This is a genomic window from Arthrobacter sp. ok362, assembly GCF_900102785.1.
In the GTDB taxonomy this organism is placed as follows: domain Bacteria; phylum Actinomycetota; class Actinomycetes; order Actinomycetales; family Micrococcaceae; genus Arthrobacter.
The window spans coordinates 346,997-364,586 of record NZ_FNGC01000003.1 but is presented as its reverse complement, the minus strand read 5'-3'; the positions used below and the strand labels follow the sequence as shown (position 1 = coordinate 364,586).

At 69.6% G+C, this 17,590-nt stretch carries 17 protein-coding genes; 4 read left to right on the top strand and 13 right to left on the bottom strand.

Annotated features, from left to right (window positions below; all coding sequences use genetic code 11):
• Positions 1-3: 3 nt before the first annotated feature.
• From BLQ10_RS06170 to BLQ10_RS06150, 5 genes are all read right to left on the bottom strand, one after another.
• Positions 4-3,087 carry an AAA family ATPase gene (locus BLQ10_RS06170; protein WP_091559597.1) on the bottom strand — a complete coding sequence of 1,028 codons (3,084 nt, stop codon included), beginning with the start codon at positions 3,085-3,087 and terminating at the stop codon, positions 4-6.
• The gene (locus BLQ10_RS06165; protein WP_091559594.1) at positions 3,084-4,265 is read right to left on the bottom strand and encodes an exonuclease SbcCD subunit D; all 1,182 of its coding nucleotides are present in this window, start codon (positions 4,263-4,265) and stop codon (positions 3,084-3,086) included. The genes BLQ10_RS06170 and BLQ10_RS06165 overlap by 4 nt, the downstream gene beginning before the upstream one ends.
• 82 nt (positions 4,266-4,347) lie before the next feature.
• Complete coding sequence (locus BLQ10_RS06160; protein ID WP_091559591.1) at positions 4,348-5,382, bottom strand: MIP/aquaporin family protein; 1,035 nt, start codon at positions 5,380-5,382, stop codon at positions 4,348-4,350.
• Positions 5,383-5,618: 236 nt separating this feature from the next.
• Positions 5,619-5,960 carry a DUF202 domain-containing protein gene (locus tag BLQ10_RS06155; protein WP_091559590.1) on the bottom strand — a complete coding sequence of 114 codons (342 nt, stop codon included), beginning with the start codon at positions 5,958-5,960 and terminating at the stop codon, positions 5,619-5,621.
• On the bottom strand, positions 5,957-6,313 hold the full coding sequence (locus BLQ10_RS06150) for a YidH family protein (protein WP_091559587.1): 357 nt from the start codon (positions 6,311-6,313) through the stop codon (positions 5,957-5,959). Before BLQ10_RS06150 ends, BLQ10_RS06155 begins: the two co-directional genes overlap by 4 nt.
• Positions 6,314-6,499: 186 nt before the next feature.
• On the opposite strand from BLQ10_RS06150, the gene BLQ10_RS06145 reads away from it, so the two are divergent.
• A complete protein-coding gene (locus tag BLQ10_RS06145) occupies positions 6,500-7,666 on the top strand; it encodes an ADP-ribosylglycohydrolase family protein (protein WP_091559586.1) in 1,167 nt (388 codons plus the stop codon).
• Positions 7,667-8,531: 865 nt separating this feature from the next.
• Here BLQ10_RS06145 and BLQ10_RS06140 read toward each other — a convergent pair.
• Both BLQ10_RS06140 and BLQ10_RS06135 read right to left on the bottom strand, forming a co-directional pair.
• Positions 8,532-9,113 (bottom strand): DUF4395 domain-containing protein, encoded by a 582-nt coding sequence (locus BLQ10_RS06140; RefSeq protein WP_254785414.1) that lies wholly within the window; start codon positions 9,111-9,113, stop codon positions 8,532-8,534.
• A 78-nt stretch (positions 9,114-9,191) separates the two neighbouring features.
• The gene (locus BLQ10_RS06135) at positions 9,192-10,208 is read right to left on the bottom strand and encodes a 3'-5' exonuclease (protein ID WP_091559583.1); all 1,017 of its coding nucleotides are present in this window, start codon (positions 10,206-10,208) and stop codon (positions 9,192-9,194) included.
• 101 nt (positions 10,209-10,309) lie between these two features.
• Here BLQ10_RS06135 and BLQ10_RS06130 point away from each other — a divergent pair, with 101 nt between their 5' ends.
• Positions 10,310-11,077 carry a VTT domain-containing protein gene (locus BLQ10_RS06130; RefSeq protein WP_091559580.1) on the top strand — a complete coding sequence of 256 codons (768 nt, stop codon included), beginning with the start codon at positions 10,310-10,312 and terminating at the stop codon, positions 11,075-11,077.
• A gap of 40 nt (positions 11,078-11,117) precedes the next feature.
• Here the strand turns inward: BLQ10_RS06130 and rdgB are convergent, their stop codons facing one another.
• The 6 genes from rdgB to clpS all read right to left on the bottom strand — a co-directional run bounded on the left by rdgB (position 11,118) and on the right by clpS (position 15,484).
• Positions 11,118-11,795 carry an RdgB/HAM1 family non-canonical purine NTP pyrophosphatase gene (gene rdgB, locus BLQ10_RS06125; RefSeq protein WP_091559578.1) on the bottom strand — a complete coding sequence of 226 codons (678 nt, stop codon included), beginning with the start codon at positions 11,793-11,795 and terminating at the stop codon, positions 11,118-11,120.
• A complete protein-coding gene (gene rph / locus BLQ10_RS06120) occupies positions 11,792-12,550 on the bottom strand; it encodes a ribonuclease PH (RefSeq protein ID WP_090581458.1) in 759 nt (252 codons plus the stop codon). The genes rdgB and rph overlap by 4 nt, the downstream gene beginning before the upstream one ends.
• A 92-nt stretch (positions 12,551-12,642) precedes the next feature.
• Entirely contained in the window at positions 12,643-13,440 is a 798-nt protein-coding gene (locus BLQ10_RS06115; protein ID WP_091559576.1) for an MBL fold metallo-hydrolase, read from the bottom strand.
• Entirely contained in the window at positions 13,437-14,474 is a 1,038-nt protein-coding gene (murI, locus tag BLQ10_RS06110; protein ID WP_254785413.1) for a glutamate racemase, read from the bottom strand. The genes BLQ10_RS06115 and murI overlap by 4 nt, the downstream gene beginning before the upstream one ends.
• Before the next feature lie 85 nt (positions 14,475-14,559).
• On the bottom strand, positions 14,560-15,126 hold the full coding sequence (locus BLQ10_RS06105) for a DUF2017 domain-containing protein (RefSeq protein ID WP_091559572.1): 567 nt from the start codon (positions 15,124-15,126) through the stop codon (positions 14,560-14,562).
• Positions 15,119-15,484 (bottom strand): ATP-dependent Clp protease adapter ClpS, encoded by a 366-nt coding sequence (clpS, locus tag BLQ10_RS06100; protein ID WP_091559570.1) that lies wholly within the window; start codon positions 15,482-15,484, stop codon positions 15,119-15,121. Before clpS ends, BLQ10_RS06105 begins: the two co-directional genes overlap by 8 nt.
• A gap of 37 nt (positions 15,485-15,521) precedes the next feature.
• Between clpS and BLQ10_RS06095 the strand changes: the two genes are divergently transcribed.
• Complete coding sequence (locus BLQ10_RS06095) at positions 15,522-16,850, top strand: nicotinate phosphoribosyltransferase (RefSeq protein WP_254785412.1); 1,329 nt, start codon at positions 15,522-15,524, stop codon at positions 16,848-16,850.
• A complete protein-coding gene (locus BLQ10_RS06090; protein WP_091559567.1) occupies positions 16,851-17,504 on the top strand; it encodes an isochorismatase family protein in 654 nt (217 codons plus the stop codon).
• The last annotated feature ends 86 nt before the right edge of the window (positions 17,505-17,590 follow it).

Here is a 17,590-nt window from a genome sequence, read left to right as displayed (position 1 = left end):
GGCTCAGACCCGGGTGTCGTCGCTGATGTGCAAGGTGGAGCCGCTGCGGCCCTTGACCACCTGGAGCTGGGTGCCAATGCGCTGTTTCATTTCCGCCACATGGCTCACGAGCCCCACCACCCTGCCGCCGTCGCGGAGGCCTTCGAGGGCGTCCATGACTTGTTCCAGCGCCTGCTCGTCGAGGCTGCCGAAGCCCTCGTCCACGAAGAGCGTCTCGATGTCCACGCCGCCGGACTCGTGCTGCACGACGTCTGCCAGCCCGAGTGCCAGCGCCAGTGAGGCCATGAAGGATTCGCCGCCTGAGAGCGTGGCGGTGTCCCGGCGCTGGCCGGTCCACTCATCCACGACTTCCAGCCCGAGGCCTGACTTTGCGCCGCGCGCGGCCTTGGCGTCGGTGTGCTGCAGCGTGTAGCGGCCGTCGCTCATGCCGATCAGGCGTTCCGAGGCAGCGACGGCCACCTGCTCAAGCCGGGCGGCGAGGACGTAGCTGTTCAAGCTCATGCGGTAGGTGTTGTCGCCTCCGCCCTTGGCGGCGTCGGCCACGGCGGCGAGCAGCGCGGCCCGGTCCCGCGGTTCCCTGCCGGCGGCGGCGAGTTCCGCGTAGTCACCGGCGATGCGTCCGAGGGTCCGGAGCGAGTTTTCCGCCAGCCCGGCCGCCAGCACGGCTTCCCGGGCCTTGCGGTCGGCCGCCACCGACCCCGTCCTGAGCTCCTCGAGGGCGGCGTCGCTGACGAGGTCCCCGGCGGCCCGCTCGGCTGCTGCCAGGGCGAGCTCTTCTCCGGCGAACAATTCCTGGATCCTGGCGGCTTCGTCCTGTCCCGCCCGGATGGCCGTTTCGAGACTTGTTGCCACGGGCGTCGGCAGCAGCGCGTCCCGCGCCGCGGTTTCAGTGCCGAAACCGGCTGCCGGCAGGGCCTGCTCAAGTTGCCGGCGTGCCTCCGCAGTGCGTGCAGCGGCCTGTTCGAGGGCCGACTGCGCGGCGGCGGCGTGCTCGAGGACCGCTGCGGTTTTCGTCAGGGCGGCGGTCCGTTGTTCGAGGGTAGCGTGCCCGGCGCGCAGCTTGTCCAGGGCGTCTTCCAGGGCCTCTGCCTGTCTGTCGATTTCGGCGATCGCGAATTGCGTTTGGGCGATGCCGGAGGCGGCGTCGGCCTGCGCCCGGTCCGCGGCGGCGATGGCCGCCTCGAGTTCTGCCAGCCGGGCCCGGCTGGCAGCAAGGTCCGTGGCGGCACGGCTGGCGTCCTCGGCCCGTTCGCGGGCCAGGGCCGCCTCCGCGCGGGCTTCCCCGGGAGGTGTGCTGCCGCCCTGGGCCGCCAGGACGGCGACGTTCTGGTGGGCGTCGGCGAGATCGCGCCCGAGGGCAGCGAAGGCTTCTTCCGCGATGTCGCTCGCGAGTTGCGCGGCCTTCTCAGCCTCGGCGACGGCCAGTGCGGAAGCTGCGGCGGGGGCCGGGGCCGGGTGCTCCGGGCTGCCGCAGACGGGACATGGGTCTCCGGCCAGGAGTTGGGTGGCGAGCTCGGCCGCGGCGTTCGTGAGCCGTTGCTCACGGACGTCCAGCCAGTGCTGCCGCCGGTCCTGGTGTACGTTCCGGGCCGCGGCGTGCTCTTCCACGATTGCCGAGCATTCGGCCTCGGCGGCGAGGAAGCGGCCAACGATGGTCACGAGTTCGTCAGCTGCCGTGGCCTCCTTGGTGCGCAGTTGGACTTCCGCGGCCAGTTCCTCGAGGGGGCGGATTCCGGCGGACAGGGCCGCCGACTCAGAGCGCAGGGAATCCAGGGCGGCGGCACCGGTCCGCCGCCCGGTCTCCAGCTCCTGCAACTGCTGGCGCAGCCGGCGGCCGCGGTCAGTGAGTCCGATGAGCCGGGATTCGTCGGGCAGACGTTCTATGAGCACGGCGTGCAGGGACCGCAGCCGTGTGAGCGTGCTTCGGACGGCTGCGCTGTCCAACGGGGCCTGCGGGCCCGCGGCGTCGCCGGCGGCGTCCCCAGTCCCTGCGTCGATGAGGTCCTGCCCGGCGAGCTCCGCGTCCGTCGCTGCCGCGGACCGCAGCTGGCGCGCGGCCTCCAGCAGGGCCGCTCCTGCCAGGTCCTCGGCTGCCGCGGCACTTTCGACGGCTCGCAGCTGGCCGCCAAGCACTTCGGCTTGGCGGTGCAGTCCCAGGGTGGCGGCTTTGCCCGCGAGGACGGGGGCGGCGGCTTCGGCGTCAATCCGTCGCAGTTCCGCGGCGGCAAGTTTGGCGTGGCGGTTGGCCCGCGCGTTTGCGGCCTCCAATGCGGAGGCATGTTCAGCGGCCTGCTTCTCGGCTGCTGCGGCGGCGCTCCGCCGGTCCTCCGCGGCGGTTGCCGCAGCGTCGTCGAGCCAGGCCAGCAGGGCATCGGGCTCGTCCCTGCCGGGGCCGCCGGCGGGGTCGAGTTCGAGGGCCGCGGTTTCGGACTCGGCCTGCGCCAGCAGCAGGTCCAGCTTCGTGTTGAGGCTGGCGACCTCCGCCTTGGCGGTTTGCGCCTGCCGGGACAGTTCCTGTTCCACGGCTTCAAAGCGCTGGGTGCCGAAAAGGCTCTGCAGGAGTTCCAGGCGGTCAGATGCCTTGGAGCGCAGGAACGCCGCGAAGTCGCCCTGCGGCAGCATGACAACGCGCGTGAACTGTTCCCGGTTCATGCCCAGGACATCGGCGATTTCTGCCCCGGCCTCATCATTCCGGCCGGATTTCTCCACCCACGCGCCGTCGATGCGTTCGCGCAGCAGCGTGTTGGCCTGCTGGACCGTGAAGCCGTTCTTGCCCCGGGCGCTCGGCTTGTCCCAAGCGGGCGATCTGGAGACTTCGAAATGCCGGCCCTTGGCCGAGAACTCGCAGGTGACGCGGGGCTCGGTGGCGGTCTCAGCGTGGTCACTGCGCAGCCGCTTCCCGTCCTGCCGGGCTCCGGGAACCGATCCATAGAGGGCGAAGCAGATGGCGTCCAGGACGCTGGTCTTCCCCGCACCGGTGGCGCCGTTGAGCAGGAACAGACCGTGTGCGCTAAGCCGGTCGAAGTCGATCCGCTCCGTGCCGGCAAACGGGCCGAAGGCGGAAATCTCCAGGCGGTGGATCCTCACAGGGATACCCCTTCCAGGCGCACGGCATCGAGCGCCTCGGCGAGAACGGCTGCTTCGGCGTCGGAAGCGGGCCGGCCGCGGACGTGATCGAGGAATCCGCAGCAGACGGAGAGGTCGTCCTCGGCTTCGGCAAGCCTGCTGCTGTAACTGGCCCTCGGCGCCGCGCCGGGGCCATCGGGATCGAAGCCGAGCACCAAGGTGTCGGGGAACCGTGCCCGCAGGCGGTCCATCGCTTGGGCGGGGCGCGCAGCGTCCGTCAGAGTGATTTGGCAGTAGGTGGCCTCGGCCCAGGCGAAGTCCTCCGACTCGAGGAGGTCATCCAGCTTCCCGCGGAGCACGGCGAGGGCCCGGGGCGCGTCCCAGTGCACCTCGCGCACCCCGCCGATTCCCTCGGCGTCGACCTCCACGAGCCAGCTGCCCTTCCTGTGCTTCGCTTCCGAGAAGGAGTACGCCAGCGGCGAGCCGGAATAGCGCACCGCCGGGGAGAGCTCCTGCCGGCCATGCAGGTGGCCCAGTGCGGTGTAGCCAAAGCCGTCGAAGAGATCCAGCGGGACTGCCCCGACGCCCCCGATGCTCAGATCCCGTTCGCTGTCAGAGCTGATGCCTCCGCTGGCAAAGGTGTGCGCCAGAACCACCGAATGGACGGTCCGGGTCCCGCTCCGGTGCCTCACGTCTGCACGGATCCGTTCGGTGGCGGCGCGTGTGACCTCGAAGTGGCTCGCGGTCTCGACGCCCAGCTGCTCGGCGACAAGCCGGGGCTCCAGCCAGGGGATGCCGTAAATGGCCAGCACCGGCCCGGCGTCGTCTACCGTGTCGTCCCCGAGGGGAAAGAGTACGGGCTGGTCCAGTTCGTTCAGCCGCGTGCGCAGGTGCACTCCCCCGCGCTCAAGCAGCCGCGACGCGAACCCCAGCCTGATGGCGGAGTCGTGGTTGCCGCTGGTAAGGACAACTTGGGCGCCCGCACCGGTAAGGCGCACCAGGGCGTCATCCAGCAGGCCGACGACGTCGACTCCCGGCAGTGCGCGGTCGTAGACGTCCCCGGCGATGAGGACGACGTCCACGCTCTCTTCCCGGACAAAGGTCACTAGCTGGTCGATGAAGGCCCGCTGGGCGTCCAGCATGCCGATGCCGTGGAAGGACCGGCCCAGGTGCCAGTCGGAGGTGTGCAATAACCGCATATTCCTACGGTATCGGCTGGCACCGACACTCTTGCGCCACCACCCCGTGAGGGTGACGAAGCTTAAGTGTGGTCGAAAGTGGCTACTTTTCACCCTTGCGGTCGAAGAAGCTGCGGGCCTCGTCGTCCTGGGCGAGGGCGCGGTCGGTGCGGTCGGGCGAAGCGGCAGCGGCGGCGGCCTTCCCGTTGCCCCTGTGCCCGGTGCCGGCCCTCTGGCCATCGTCCACGCCGTCGGCCAGCTCCGCGTCACCGAAGTCCGCGTCACCGAAGTCCGCGTCATCCAAGTCTGCGCCGGTGAGCGCTGCATCGGTGAGCGCTGCGCCGGCCGGGTCAGTGGTCTGCGCAGGCTGAACAGTGGTCTGGGCGAAGCCGCGGAAAACCAGCCCGGCGATGGCCGCACCGACCACGGGCGCCACCCAGAACAGCCACAGCTGCCCGAGCGCATCCGGGCCGCTGAAGATGGCCGACGCCGTGGCCCGGGCCGGGTTGAACGGAACATTGCCGAGCGCCTGGCCCAACTGCAGGAGCATCGCCGTCGTCAGGCCGACCGCGAAGGGGGCAGCCGCCCTGGCGGGATTCCGGCTGGCCGTCGTGGCCAGGAAGACGGCCACGAGCAGGGCAGTGCCGAGGACCTCCACGAGCAGGACGCCGGCCATGGGCACCTGGATGATCGAGTGCTCGCCGAATCCGGCCGCCACGGTGGCGAATGCGCCCTGGCTGTCGTTGATCGTCGGCACGGTGCGCAGGACGCCGAACAGTGCAACGGCCCCGAGCGCCGCACCCACGAGCTGGGCGCCGATGTACGCGGCGGCGTCGGCCAGCCGGATCCGGCCGGCGATGACGTTGCCCACGGTGACGGCGGGGTTAAAGTGGCCGCCGGAGACGTACCCGACGGCCAGCATCGCCGCCGTCAGCGCCAGCCCGGCGGCCAAGGCGGCCGGCAGCGGGCTCGACTGCGGAATGGTGAAGAGCGGCACGCCCAGGCCTGCGACCACGACGATCAGTGACCCCAGCGCCTCAGCGGACAGCCGGGCCACGAGCCGGGGTCGGGGCGGAACGTCGCTGGCGGCCGTCGGCTGGACGCCAACGGATTCCCGGGCGGGCACAAGCAGGGTCATGGTCAGGATTCCTTTGCTGGTGGCGGCGCGCCCTGGGCCTGCAGTTGCGGCGTCGCTGGCCCGCCGCCGGGCGGTGGTCCGGGTGCGGCCTCGACCGCCCGGAGAATGGGTCCGCCAGCAGTCTGCCAGCGGAATCTGGAGGTTGGCTGGATCCTGGCTGAGTGCCCGGCTTGGTGAGCCGGCCCGGTGCCTATGCCTGTGCCTGTGCTTAGTGCTCAGTGCCCTGTGCTTAGTGCTCAGTGCCCCAGGGCCACCGCGGCCACGGCGCTGGCGGCCAGGGCCACGACGGCGGCGGCGGCCCAGCGCAGGAGCGCGGCCGGCGGCGCGGCGTTGGACCGCCGGAGCTCCCGGCCGCGGACCAGCACGCACACGCCAAGGACCAGGGTCGCGGCCATGGCGGCAAGCGCGCAGACGCCAAGATAGTCGACGGGACCCGGAGCGCCGCCCCTGGACCCCGCGAGCGCCCAGCTTCGCCATATGAGCAGGTCCGCCACGATGAGGCCCAGCAGGGTCCGGCGCCAAGACAGGGATGTCCGCTCGGGCTGCAGCCCGAGATCCCGGGCCGCCTCAGGGCTCACCGCGCCACCAGGACCAGGATGGCGAAGACCAAGGCCGCGGCCGCGACGCCGATCGTCATCACCAGCATCACGGCAGAAAACGGCAGTTCCCTGTTGTTCCGCATGGCAGCTTCCATGAGTCCCCACCGGCGGTAGGCCAGGGCCGCCAGGCCCGCGCCGAGGAATGCGAGGATGACGCACAACACGATCCGCACGGGTCCGGGCGCGATCTCCGGGGCCAGCTGGTCAATCGCCAGGGCGCCGGCAATCAGGGCCAGCGATGTCCTGATCCAGGCCAGGAACGTCCGCTCGTTGGCCAGGGAGAACCTGTAGTCGGGAGTGGTCCCGGTCTTCCGCCACGCTGGTTCGCGCATTCGTTTCCTCCGCTGCCGGACGGATACGCCGCCGGCGGTTGCTTCGCCTGACCGCTGGACGGGTCCTACCAGCACCCTACCGGCGTTCTGCATCCGCCGCCGCCCTTTGAGTCCGCGGCATTGCGTCCGCCGCGTTGGGTCGGCGGCATTGCAGAGTGCGGGGCGGCGCCGGGTAAATTTGAGGGCATGAGCACCGAGCCCGGGACCACGCCCGCACCCGCCCCGACACCCGGGGATCCGCACTCCCCCGCCCCGAACCACGGCTCGCGCATCCACGGCTGCCTGCTGGGCGGTGCGCTCGGTGATTCGCTGGGCTACGCCGTCGAGTTCGACGATATTTCCGCGATCCGCGCCCGGTTCGGCCCCGCGGGCCTGCAGGATTTTGCCGCGCTCGACGCCGGCAGCCCGTTCTCGGACGACACGCAAATGACGCTGTACACCGCCGACGGCCTCCTTGAGGCGCTGGAATGGGCGAACGACGGCGTGGCGTCGGACATCAACGCGTGCCTGTGGCTCGCGTACCTGCGCTGGCTGGGCACCCAGGGCGTCTCGGTGCCGGCGTCGGCCCCATTCCAGCCGCCACGCTGGATCGATGCCCAGGCTGTCCTGAAGAACCGACGTTCTCCCGGCAACGCCTGCCTGAGCGGACTCGCCACGGGCGAGATGGGCACCGTGATGCGGCCGGTCAATCCAGATGCGAAGGGCTGCGGCACCGTAATGCGCTCCGCCCCGTTCGGCCTGATCCCCCACCTCGAACCCGAAACGGTCTATAAGCTCAGCGCCGATGCCGCGTCCCTGACGCACGGGCACCCCGCGGCACGGCAGAGCGCAGGAGTGTTCAGCCTGGTCATCCATGCCCTGTCCTCCGGCCACGGCTTGCGCGAAGCGGCGGAATCGGCCCTCGGGCACCTGCGCGGCGGCATCCTGCGCAAGGGCGAAGATCCCGATCAGGATGTTGTGGCACGGCTGGAGGCGGCCCTGCGGCTGGCCGGTGACCTGCCCGGCGGCGGAAACGTGCTCAGCCCCGAGGACCTGGTCAGCGAACTCGGCGAGGGGTGGGTGGCCGAGGAAGCCCTGGCCGTGGCACTGTACGCCGTGCTGGCCACCGTCCCGGAGACGGCGACGGCGGACGCCGGCACTGCCGAGGCCGATGCCCGGGCGCATTTCCGTGCGGCCATTGCGGTGGCCGTGAACCACAGTGGGGACAGCGACTCGACGGCGTCGATCGCCGGGAACATCCTGGGGGCGTACTACGGCGAGCGGTGCCTGCCGGCAGACTGGCTGGCGGCGCTCGAGGCGCCGGAGGTCATCCGGGGCATGGCGTCGAGGCTGGCGGCCGTCACCGGCGCGTAGCTTCGGCGGATCCTAGGCGCCTGGCGTTAGGCCTTCGGCATTCGTGCAGCGCGGGACCGTCCTTCTGCCGTTACCTGGGCCGGCTTCTCCGCGGGACATGCCCCGCCCCCTCACTGCGAGGAGCATGTCCATCCCAGGCTGCCGCGCTCCCCCGGACAGACCCAGTCCCCCCTCGCTGCGAGGAACATGTCCATCTGCCCCTTCCTCGTAACCAAGACATGCCCAGTCGCGCCTCACTGCGAGGAACATGTCCATCCGCCTCTGCCGCGAAACCAGGACATGCCCAGTCCCCCCTCGCTGCGCGGGACATGTCCATCCCTGGCCGCCGCATCTCAGTACATGCCCATCCGCGGCGGCGAGGACTGGAGATATTGCCACTATGTCCAGCCGTCAGAGCCTCCCGAGAACATGTCCAGGGGCAGAACCGCCGGAGGGCATGTGGGAGATGAGGGCCAGGAGCTATCCAATCAAGGAGCTATCCAATCAGGGGTATCAGTCTGAGTATGAATGGACTGAATGCGGTTGAGGCGGGGTGAAGGCATGGAGCGCGAAGACGGCCAACCATGCAGCGCACCGAGGGACATGTCCGTCCCTGGCTGGGCGCGGTTCAGGCGTCGGAGATCATCCGCGGTATTCGCGTCGAGGCTGGCGGCACTCACTCGCGTCGAGGCTGGCGGCACTCACCGGCGCCGAGCTTCGAGGATCCCAGGCCTGCCGGATCCCAGGCCTGCCGGGTCCCAGGCCTGCCGGGTCCCAGGCCTGCCGGGTCCCAGGCCTGCCGGATCCCAGGCCTGCCGGGTCCCAGTCCTGCCGGATCCCAGGCCTGCCGGGTTCCAGCGTCACCGGCGCGTAGCTTCGGCGGATCCTAGGCGCCCCGGAGCGAGATGTTGTTGCAGGCCTCGCAGACGTCCGCGGGGATGAGCCCGCGGCGCTGCAAGAAGCCGAAAATGGTGCAGCCGAGGCAGAACCCGGCGAACGCCTCAAGGGACGCGGCGGCTATCAGCACGGCGAGCAGGACCCACGCCGCAGGCTCGAGGCCCCCAGCCAGCAGCAACGCGGCCGCCGTCGACACGGCGGCACCGATGCCCTGAGCGAATCGCTTTGGCGGACCGGGAACGAGGCGGGTCCGGCCGAGCCAGGGCGTCAGGACCTTTACCGAGAGCTGGGCCAGGGGCGAGATCCGGGGGCCGAACAGCACGCGCAGCCAGAACCCAGCCGCGATGACGGCGAGCCCCCAGCCGAAACCGGTCAGCAGGGTCACCGCGGACAACGCCACCACCAGGGCGGCGGTGATGCGGGCGGCGTATTCGTTCACCGGGTTGGGGAACGCGAACACCCTCCGCCAGTCAATGCCGCGCGTCGACGGCACTGATTTCGACGGCACTGGCTTCGACGGCACTGATTTCGACGGCACTGCGGGAGCCTGCGCATCCGTGGGTTTGCTCATCCGCCAAGGCTACGAGCGGGCGCGCCGTGGCCCGAATGATTGTTGCGCCATGTGACTGCGGGTTCAGGCGGGCCCGGTTCAGGCAGTTGCTGCGGCCAGGTGTCCGCCGACCATCTGGAGGAATTCACCCTCGGACAAGACCTCGATCCGCTGCCCGCGTTCGTGCAGTTCCAGGACGCGGCGCGCCTTGCCGGTGAGCCGGCCGGAGCGCAGGTCCGCGGCCACAAACCCGTCGCCCACCACCAGGACGGTGGTGCGGGCCGTGACCCGGCTTTCAGGCCTGGCACCTAGCTCGGCGGAGCGGACCTTGGCAACGGGGCGGGGAATCGCCAGTTCGCCGGTGAACACGACGGTCTGGCCGAACAGCGGATGGTCTGGGCTGGCGGCGGCATTGGGCACCGGGTTGGGGCCTTCCTCCGGCCACCCGGCCACGAACCGCCGGCCCACGGGCGCGCCCGCACTTCCCCCGGCGAGCGCCTCCAACGCGGCCAGGGTGGCCTTGGACAGCGGGTCGTGCCGGGGGTCGAACGCCGGCTGGTGCGACACCGCCAGACCCAGCGACAGATAGAGTTCCCGGATGCTCGCCGCCCCGTTGCGGGCGGCGATGTCGATCAGGATGCCGGCGCAGGCCCGGGCGTCCTCGGCGGCATCGTGGTGGTTGACTAGCGGGACGCCTGCCTCCTCGGCGGCGTAGGGCAGCGAATTAGACACCAGGGAGTAGCAGCGCCGGGACAACATCACCGTGCAGACGTAGTCGTAGGCGGGTCCGGCCAGCCCGGACACCTCCAGCCCGGAGCGGATCACACCGAGATCGAACGCTGCATTGTGGGCCGCCAGCACGTCGCCGCCGATGAACGCGCCGATCTCCGGGAACAACTCACCGAACCGTGGCAGTCCCGCTACCTGGTCCGGCCGGATGCCGTGGATCCGGACGTTGTGGTGATCGAAGGCGTCATGGTTTTCCGGCGGCCGCATGAGCCAGGAGGCTTCCTCTACGACGACGCCGCCACGGACCTTGCTCAGGCCCACTGCGCACGGTGAACCGCGGAATCCGTTCGCGGTCTCAAAGTCGATCGCCGTAAAGTCCAAAGCCACGGCCCAACTTTACCGCCCGCTGGCGGCTCCTCCCGCACCGGGAATGGCCCGGGGGCCGGCCGGCGGCCGTCAAGTACCCTTAACGGGTGAACGTAATAGCAATGAGCGACCTCGCCGTGTCCGCCCTTGGCGGCGCCGGCCCCGTCCAGCCGCAGCTGGCCTCCTTCCTGCCCGACTGGCTCAACCCGCAGGTTTTCCTGGCGAATCCGGCCTTCGCACCGTGGGTGGTCCTCCTTGTCTGCGGCATCATCTTTGCCGAAACCGGGCTGTTGATCGGCTTTTTCCTGCCCGGGGACTCCATGCTGTTCACCGCCGGGCTGCTCGTCGCCACCGGCACCATCCAGGTCAACATCTGGGTCCTGACCGCGCTCATCATCGTCGCCGCAATCATCGGCAACCAGGTGGGCTACCTCATTGGGGCCAAGGCCGGACCTGCCCTGTTCAACAAGCCGAATTCCAAGCTGTTCAAGCGTGAAAACGTGGAAAGCGCGCACGCCTTCTTCGAAAAGCACGGCGGCAAGGCCCTGATCCTGGCCCGGTTCGTTCCGATCATCCGCACCTTCGTCCCGGTGATCGTGGGCGTCGCGCAGATGAGCAAGCGCAAGTTCTTCACCTACAACGTGATCGGTGCGGTGCTGTGGGGCGGCGGCGTCACGCTCCTCGGCTACCTGCTGGGGGACAAAGTGCCGTGGGTCAAGGACAACCTGGACATCATCTTCATCGCCATCGTGCTGGTTTCCGTGATCCCGATCGCCATTGAGGTCATCCGGGGCGCCATCGCCAGGCGGCAGTCCGAGGAGTACGGCACGGACGTCGTGGATGAGTTCATCGAAGAGCATGAGCCGGAAGAAGAGCGCAGGACCCCGTAGCCCAAGACCCGGGACCGTCCGGCGTGCCCACGCGGGCCGGCTACTTCCCGGCCAGGGCCTCGACGATGGCCGGCAGGAGCGCCCGGAACGCATGGCCACGGTGGCTGATGGCGTTCTTCTCCTCGGAACTGAGCTCGGCGCAGCTGCGGTCCAGCCCGCTCGGCTGCAGCACGGGGTCGTAGCCGAAGCCGCCCTCCCCGCGCGGCTCCCGCAGCAGTGTCCCTTCCAGCTGCCCGTACTCCACGACTTCCCGGCCGCCGTCGGGCGAGGACCCGGGCACCGCCAGCGCCGCGGCGCAGACAAACGCGGCACCGCGGTACTCATCCGGCACGTCGGCCAGCTGGGCGAGCAGCAACTGCAGGTTCGCGGCGTCGTCGCCGTGCCGGCCGGCCCAGCGGGCCGAGAAAATCCCGGGCGCGCCGCCAAGCACGTCCACGGAAAGTCCGGAGTCGTCGGCGATCGCCACGAGCCCCGTGGCCTCGGCCACGGCCCGCGCCTTCAGCAGCGAGTTCTCGGCGAAGGTCACGCCGGTCTCGGCGACGTCGGGGGCGCCGACGGCGCCGGCGTCCACCACCTGCGTGTCGACGTCGAGGCCGGGCACCTGGCCGCGCAGCAGCTCGCGGAGTTCCCGGAGCTTGCCTTTGTTGTGGGTGGCGAGGACCAGCCGCGGGGCCGGGCCGTCAGCTGCCGGCCGGCCCGCGAACGGCGTCTCCGTCACGGGGCCTCCGCCAGGGTGTCGCGCTGGATGGCGGCGAGCTGCTCGGTGCCCAGCAGCGCCAGGTCCAGCAGCTTGTTCAGCTCGTCGCGGTCGAAGGGTGCGCCCTCGGCGGTGCCCTGGACTTCCACGAACTTTCCGGAGCCGGTCACCACGACGTTCATGTCGGTCTCGGCGCGCACGTCTTCGACATAGGGCAGATCGAGCATCGGGACGCCGTCGATGATGCCGACGGACACCGCGGCGATCGTGTCGATCAGGGGCTCGGCGTTGCGGGCGATCATCTTCTTCTCCCGGGCGAACCGGATGGCGTCTGCCAGTGCCACATACGCGCCGGTGATGGCCGCGGTGCGGGTACCGCCGTCGGCCTGCAGGACATCGCAGTCCAGCACGATCGTGATCTCGCCGAGGGCCTTGGTGTCGATGATGGAGCGCAGGGAGCGGCCAATCAGCCGGGAGATCTCGTGGGTGCGGCCGCCGATTTTGCCCTTGACCGACTCGCGGTCGGAGCGGGTGTTCGTGGCCCGGGGCAGCATGGCGTATTCGGCGGTGACCCAGCCGCGGCCCTCGCCCTTGAGCCAGCGTGGCACGCCTTCGGTCAGGGAGGCCGTGCACAGGACCCTGGTGTTGCCGAACTCGATCAGGGCCGAACCTTCGGCCTGCTTGGACCAGCCGCGCGTGATGCTGATCGGGCGCAGCTGATCGGGAGTACGGCCGTCGGCGCGGATGACGGGGACACTGGGAGCTTGGGAAGTCATGCCTTTAGCTTATCGACTCACCCGCCCCCGCCCGCGCCGGCGGTCAGCGTCCGCCGTGAGCGCAGCGGTCAGCGCCGGCCATCAACATAGCGCTAGACGGTGTAGTGCACACCCGCGACGGCGACGGCCACGTCCTTGCCGAAGACGTTCTTGGCCTCGGCCATGACGGTGGTTGGGGACGTCCAGACGGGGATGTGCGTCAGCAGCAGCCGGCGCGCTCCGGCGGCGACGGCCGCCTCCCCCGCCCGCTTGCCGGTCAGGTGCACGTCCTTGATCGCGTCGTCGCGGCCTTCCTCGAACGCCGCCTCGCACAGGAAAAGGTCGGCGTCGCGGGCTGCGTCCTCAAGGCCCGCGCAGGAGTCCGTGTCCCCGGAGTAGCTCAGGATGCGGGTCACGGGCGTGCCGGCCCTGGCAGGCTCGGTGACCTCCACGCGGAGGGCGTAGGCCTCCTCGACCGGATGGTTCACCGTGTAGGGCGTCACCGTGAACGGGCCGATGCTCACGGGCTTGCGCTCGGACCAGTTGCTGAAGTCGAATTCCTCGTGCATGCCCGGATCCAGGTCCAGGCCGTAGGCCGTGGCCATCCGGTCGGCCGTGGCGGCGGGCCCCCACACCGGAATCCTGCCCCGCCCCCAGCCGCCCGGCTTCCAGCGCACGGCGACGTGGAGCCCGCACAGGTCCATGCAGTGGTCCGGGTGCAGGTGCGTGAGGAAGATCGCGTCAATGTCCTCCAGGTCCGTGTAACGCTGGATGGCGCCGAGCGCCCCGCTGCCGAGGTCCAGGACGATCTTCCAGTTCCGCTCGCCGTCGTTGGCGGTCAGCAGATAGCACGACGCCGGCGATCCCGGCCCCGGGAAGGACCCGGTACAGCCCACGATGGTCAGCTTCACAGCAGTGTTCCTCCGCCCGCGGATCCGCCCACAAAGTTGGAGATCCGCGGGCGGCCCGCGGCGGCCTGGGCGGCGGCGATCATCTCCGGGGTGATCCGGGCGAGGCTGCCGGTGGGGTACTGCGCCGCGACGTGGTCCACGTGGCGGACACTGAGGACCTCGGGGCCGAGGAAGCGCCGGGCGAGGTGCTCGAACTGGGCGGCGTCACCGGTGGCAATGAAATTGTGCTCAGGAGCCGCGGCGTCAGTGCGCTCAAGGCCCCGGGAGGCCAAAGCCCGGTAGACGTCCTTGGCCGTTTCCTCGGCGCTGGAGACCAGCGTGACGTCCTCGCCCAGGACGAACGAGATCACGCCGGTGAGCAGCGGGTAGTGGGTGCAGCCGAGCACCACGGTGTCCACCCCGGCGGCCTTGAGCGGTGCCAGGTAGTCGCGGGCGACGGCCAGCAGTTCCGGTCCCGTGGTGATCCCGGCCTCCACGTACGGCACGAATGCCGGGCATGCCACTGACGTGATCGACAGGTCCGGGGCCGCGGCGAAGGTGTCCTCGTAGGCGCGCGAGCCCACCGTGGCCGAGGTCCCGATCACGCCCACCCGGCCCGTGCGGGTTGCCGCGACGGCGCGCCGCACGGCCGGCTGGATCACTTCGATGACGGGAATCCCGTACCGGGCCGTGTACCGTTCGCGGGCGTCGCGCAGCACGGCGGCGGACGCGGAGTTGCAGGCGATGGTCAGCAGCTTCACGCCGGAATCCACGAGCTCGTCCATGACGCCGAGGGCGTTTGCCCGGACTTCGGCGATGGGAAGGGGGCCGTAGGGCCCGTGCGCGGTGTCGCCGACATACAGGATGGATTCATTGGGCAGCTGGTCGATGATCGACCGGGCCACCGTGAGGCCGCCGACGCCGGAGTCGAAGACGCCAATGGGGCGTGAGCCCAGTGCTGATGCCGGTTCGGGTCCCGTGGGGCCGGTTGCGGTGCTGCTGGCTGGGGAGTCCGCAGCAGCCACTGCCGGGTCCATACTCGATGCTGAAGTCATAATTATTCGAGGATAGGACAACGCCTGCGGGGCGGCCATCACATTGTGGTGAGCAACTCGTGTCTCATGGGTCACACGCTCGCGCTCAGCGCCGGGCATCGAGCGAGTGCACCATCGCCTGGACCAGCGACTCCTGCAGCCAGGTGGTGAAGTTGTACACGAGGGCCAGGTAGCTTTCCACGTCCTCGGCCTGGGCCCAGTCCTGCATGAGGTGGACGTTGTCCGCGTCAGCGTCGTCACGGATGTCGAGGCGTTCGGCCAGCACCAGCCGGACATCGTTGAGCGCGGTGGCCCAGTGCCGGGCGTCGGCCGGGGTCAGGACGAGGTCGTCCCGGTCCAGGCTCAGGGCGGCCGCTTTCAGCGCCCCGATCTTGTTTTCGCGCAGCGACCGCTCGGTGTACCGGCGGAACTCAAGGGAGGCGTCGTCGTCGTTCTTCATCACGTTCGGCAGCAGCCGGCGCATGGCGCGGTCCGTGGGTTCGCGGGCTTCGGTGTCCAGGCCGACCAAGGCGGCCAGCGGGTCCTCGTTGGCGCGCTCCTCCGGCTCAAGCATGGAGATCACGTCGTCAAAAAGGCTGCGCAGCAGTTCCCGCTCCGCCGGCTCAAGATAGCCCCTGATGCCCTTGAGCCCGTACTTGAATGCCTTAGCCACGTTTTCCCTTGCCTTTGCCGGAACCGCCCGCGTTGCCCCCCGTGGCTTTTTCCACCGTCGCCCAGAGGCCGTAGCCATGCATGGCGACGGCGTGCTGCTCCACCTGTTCCTTGCTGCCGTGCGCCACGATCGAGCGGCCCTTCTTATGGACCTCCATCATGAGCTTGTTGGCTTTGGCCTCCGAGTAGCCGAAATAGCTGCGGAACACGTAGCTCACGTAGCTCATCAGGTTCACGGGATCGTTCCAGATCACGAGGTTCCACGGGATGTCCGGGGCGGTCAGCACGTCGCCGGACGTCACTGTTCCGGTCTGGGTGCTCTCCCGTGTGTCGGGGCCGAGCGCAACGCTGAGAGTCATCTGTCCATTCTATGGGGATGCACACTAGAGTGAATTTGTGAGTACCTCCGCTGGCTGGGACCGTCCCCGCACGTCCCTGTACACCGACCATTACGAGCTGACCATGCTGCAGGGTGCTCTGCAGTCCGGCGCGGCCCACCGGAAATCGGTCTTCGAGGCCTTTGCCCGGAGGCTGCCGGACGGGCGCCGCTACGGGATCGTGGCAGGCACCGGCCGCCTGCTGGAGGGGATCGCGAACTTCCGCTTCGGCGAGCCGGAACTGGACTACCTGCGCCGGACCAAGGTGGTCAACGACCAGACCCTGGAGTACCTGGCCGATTACAGCTTTTCCGGCGATATCTGGGGCTACCCGGAGGGTGAGGCGTACTTCCCGAACTCCCCCGTGCTGATCGTGGAGTCCACGTTCGCCGAGGCCTGCATCCTTGAGACGTACCTGCTCTCCGTGCTCAACCACGACTGCGCGATCGCCTCGGCCGCCTCCCGGATGATCTCCGCGGCCGGAACCCGCCCGTGCATCGAGATGGGGTCACGCCGGACGCACGAGGAAGCGGCGGCCGCCGCGGCCCGGGCCGCCGTCATTGCCGGGTTCGACAGCACCTCCAATCTGGAGGCCGGATTGCGCTACGGGCTGAAGACGGTGGGCACGGCCGCCCATTCCTTCACCCTCCTCCATGACACCGAGCGTGAGGCCTTCGAGGCCCAGATTGCCGCCTTCGGGCCGGACACTTCCCTCCTGGTAGACACGTACGACGTCGAAACGGCCGTCCGCACCGCCGTCGACCTCGCCGGGGACAAGCTGGGCGCCGTCCGGCTGGACTCCGGCGACCTCGTGGCCCAAGCCCAGTGGGTCCGGCAGCTGCTCGACGAGCTCGGCAACGACCACACGAAGATCGTGGTGACCTCAGACCTCGACGAATTCGCCATCGCGGCGCTGGCGTCCGCTCCGGTGGACTCCTACGGCGTGGGTACCTCGCTCGTGACCGGATCCGGGGCACCGACGGCGAGCATGGTCTACAAGCTCGTCAGCCGCAGCGACGACACCGGCGATTTCATCTCCGTCGCCAAAGCCGCCAAGAACAAAGCCAGCAAGGGCGGCCGGAAGTACGCCCTGCGCAAGCTCAACGAGCGTGGGACCGCCACGGCGGAAATCGTCGGCGTCGGCCACCACCCGGAAGACGACGGCAACGACCGGCCGCTGCTGGAGCAGTTCGTCAAGAACGGCGAGCTCCTGCCCGGGTGGACCGGCCCCGAGGGGGTCCAGCGCGCGCGCCGGCGCCACGCGGAGACCATGCGGGAGCTTCCCGCGGTGGTCAACCGGCTGCAGCGCGGCGAGGCGGCCATCCCCACCATCTACGAGGAGGACTAAATGTCCCGCGCCCTGATCATCGTTGATGTCCAAAATGATTTCTGTGAGGGAGGTGCCCTGCCCGTCGCGGGCGGGGCGAACCTCGCCGGGGAGATCAGCGAGTACGTTGACGCACACCACGGCCAGTTTGACCATGTCGTGGCCACCCAGGACTGGCACATCGATCCCGGGTCGCATTTCTCGGAGGAGCCCGATCTCGTAGACAGCTGGCCGCCGCACTGCGTGGCGGGCACCCGCGGGGCCGAACTGCATCCCGATCTCGATCCCGAACACATCCAGGCGTACTTCCGCAAAGGCCAGTTCGCCGCCGCGTACTCCGGCTTCGAAGGGCTCCTGGCCCCTGAAGACGACGTCCCCACCGGGGACCGCAAGCCCGGCGCCATGCCCGTATCCGGCACCGACGACGGCGCCGCCGGGAGCCCTTTCGCCGCTGACGAGGACGCGATCGGACTGGACGACTGGCTGCAGAGCCACGACGTCGAGGACATCGTGGTGGTGGGGATCGCCACGGACTACTGCGTCAAGGCGACCGCCCTCGATGCCGTCCAGGCCGGCTACTCCGTCACAGTGCTGCGCGGTTTGACGGCCGGAATCGCCGAAGACCTGGACGACGCCGTGGCCGAGATGGAGCTCGGCGGCGTCGATGTCCTCTGAGCGCCAACGCCCGCGCCCGGGGAGCCGGGCGGGCCTTAACGGCTGGCGGGAAAAGGCCGCCGCCGCAGTAGACTCGAAATCTACCC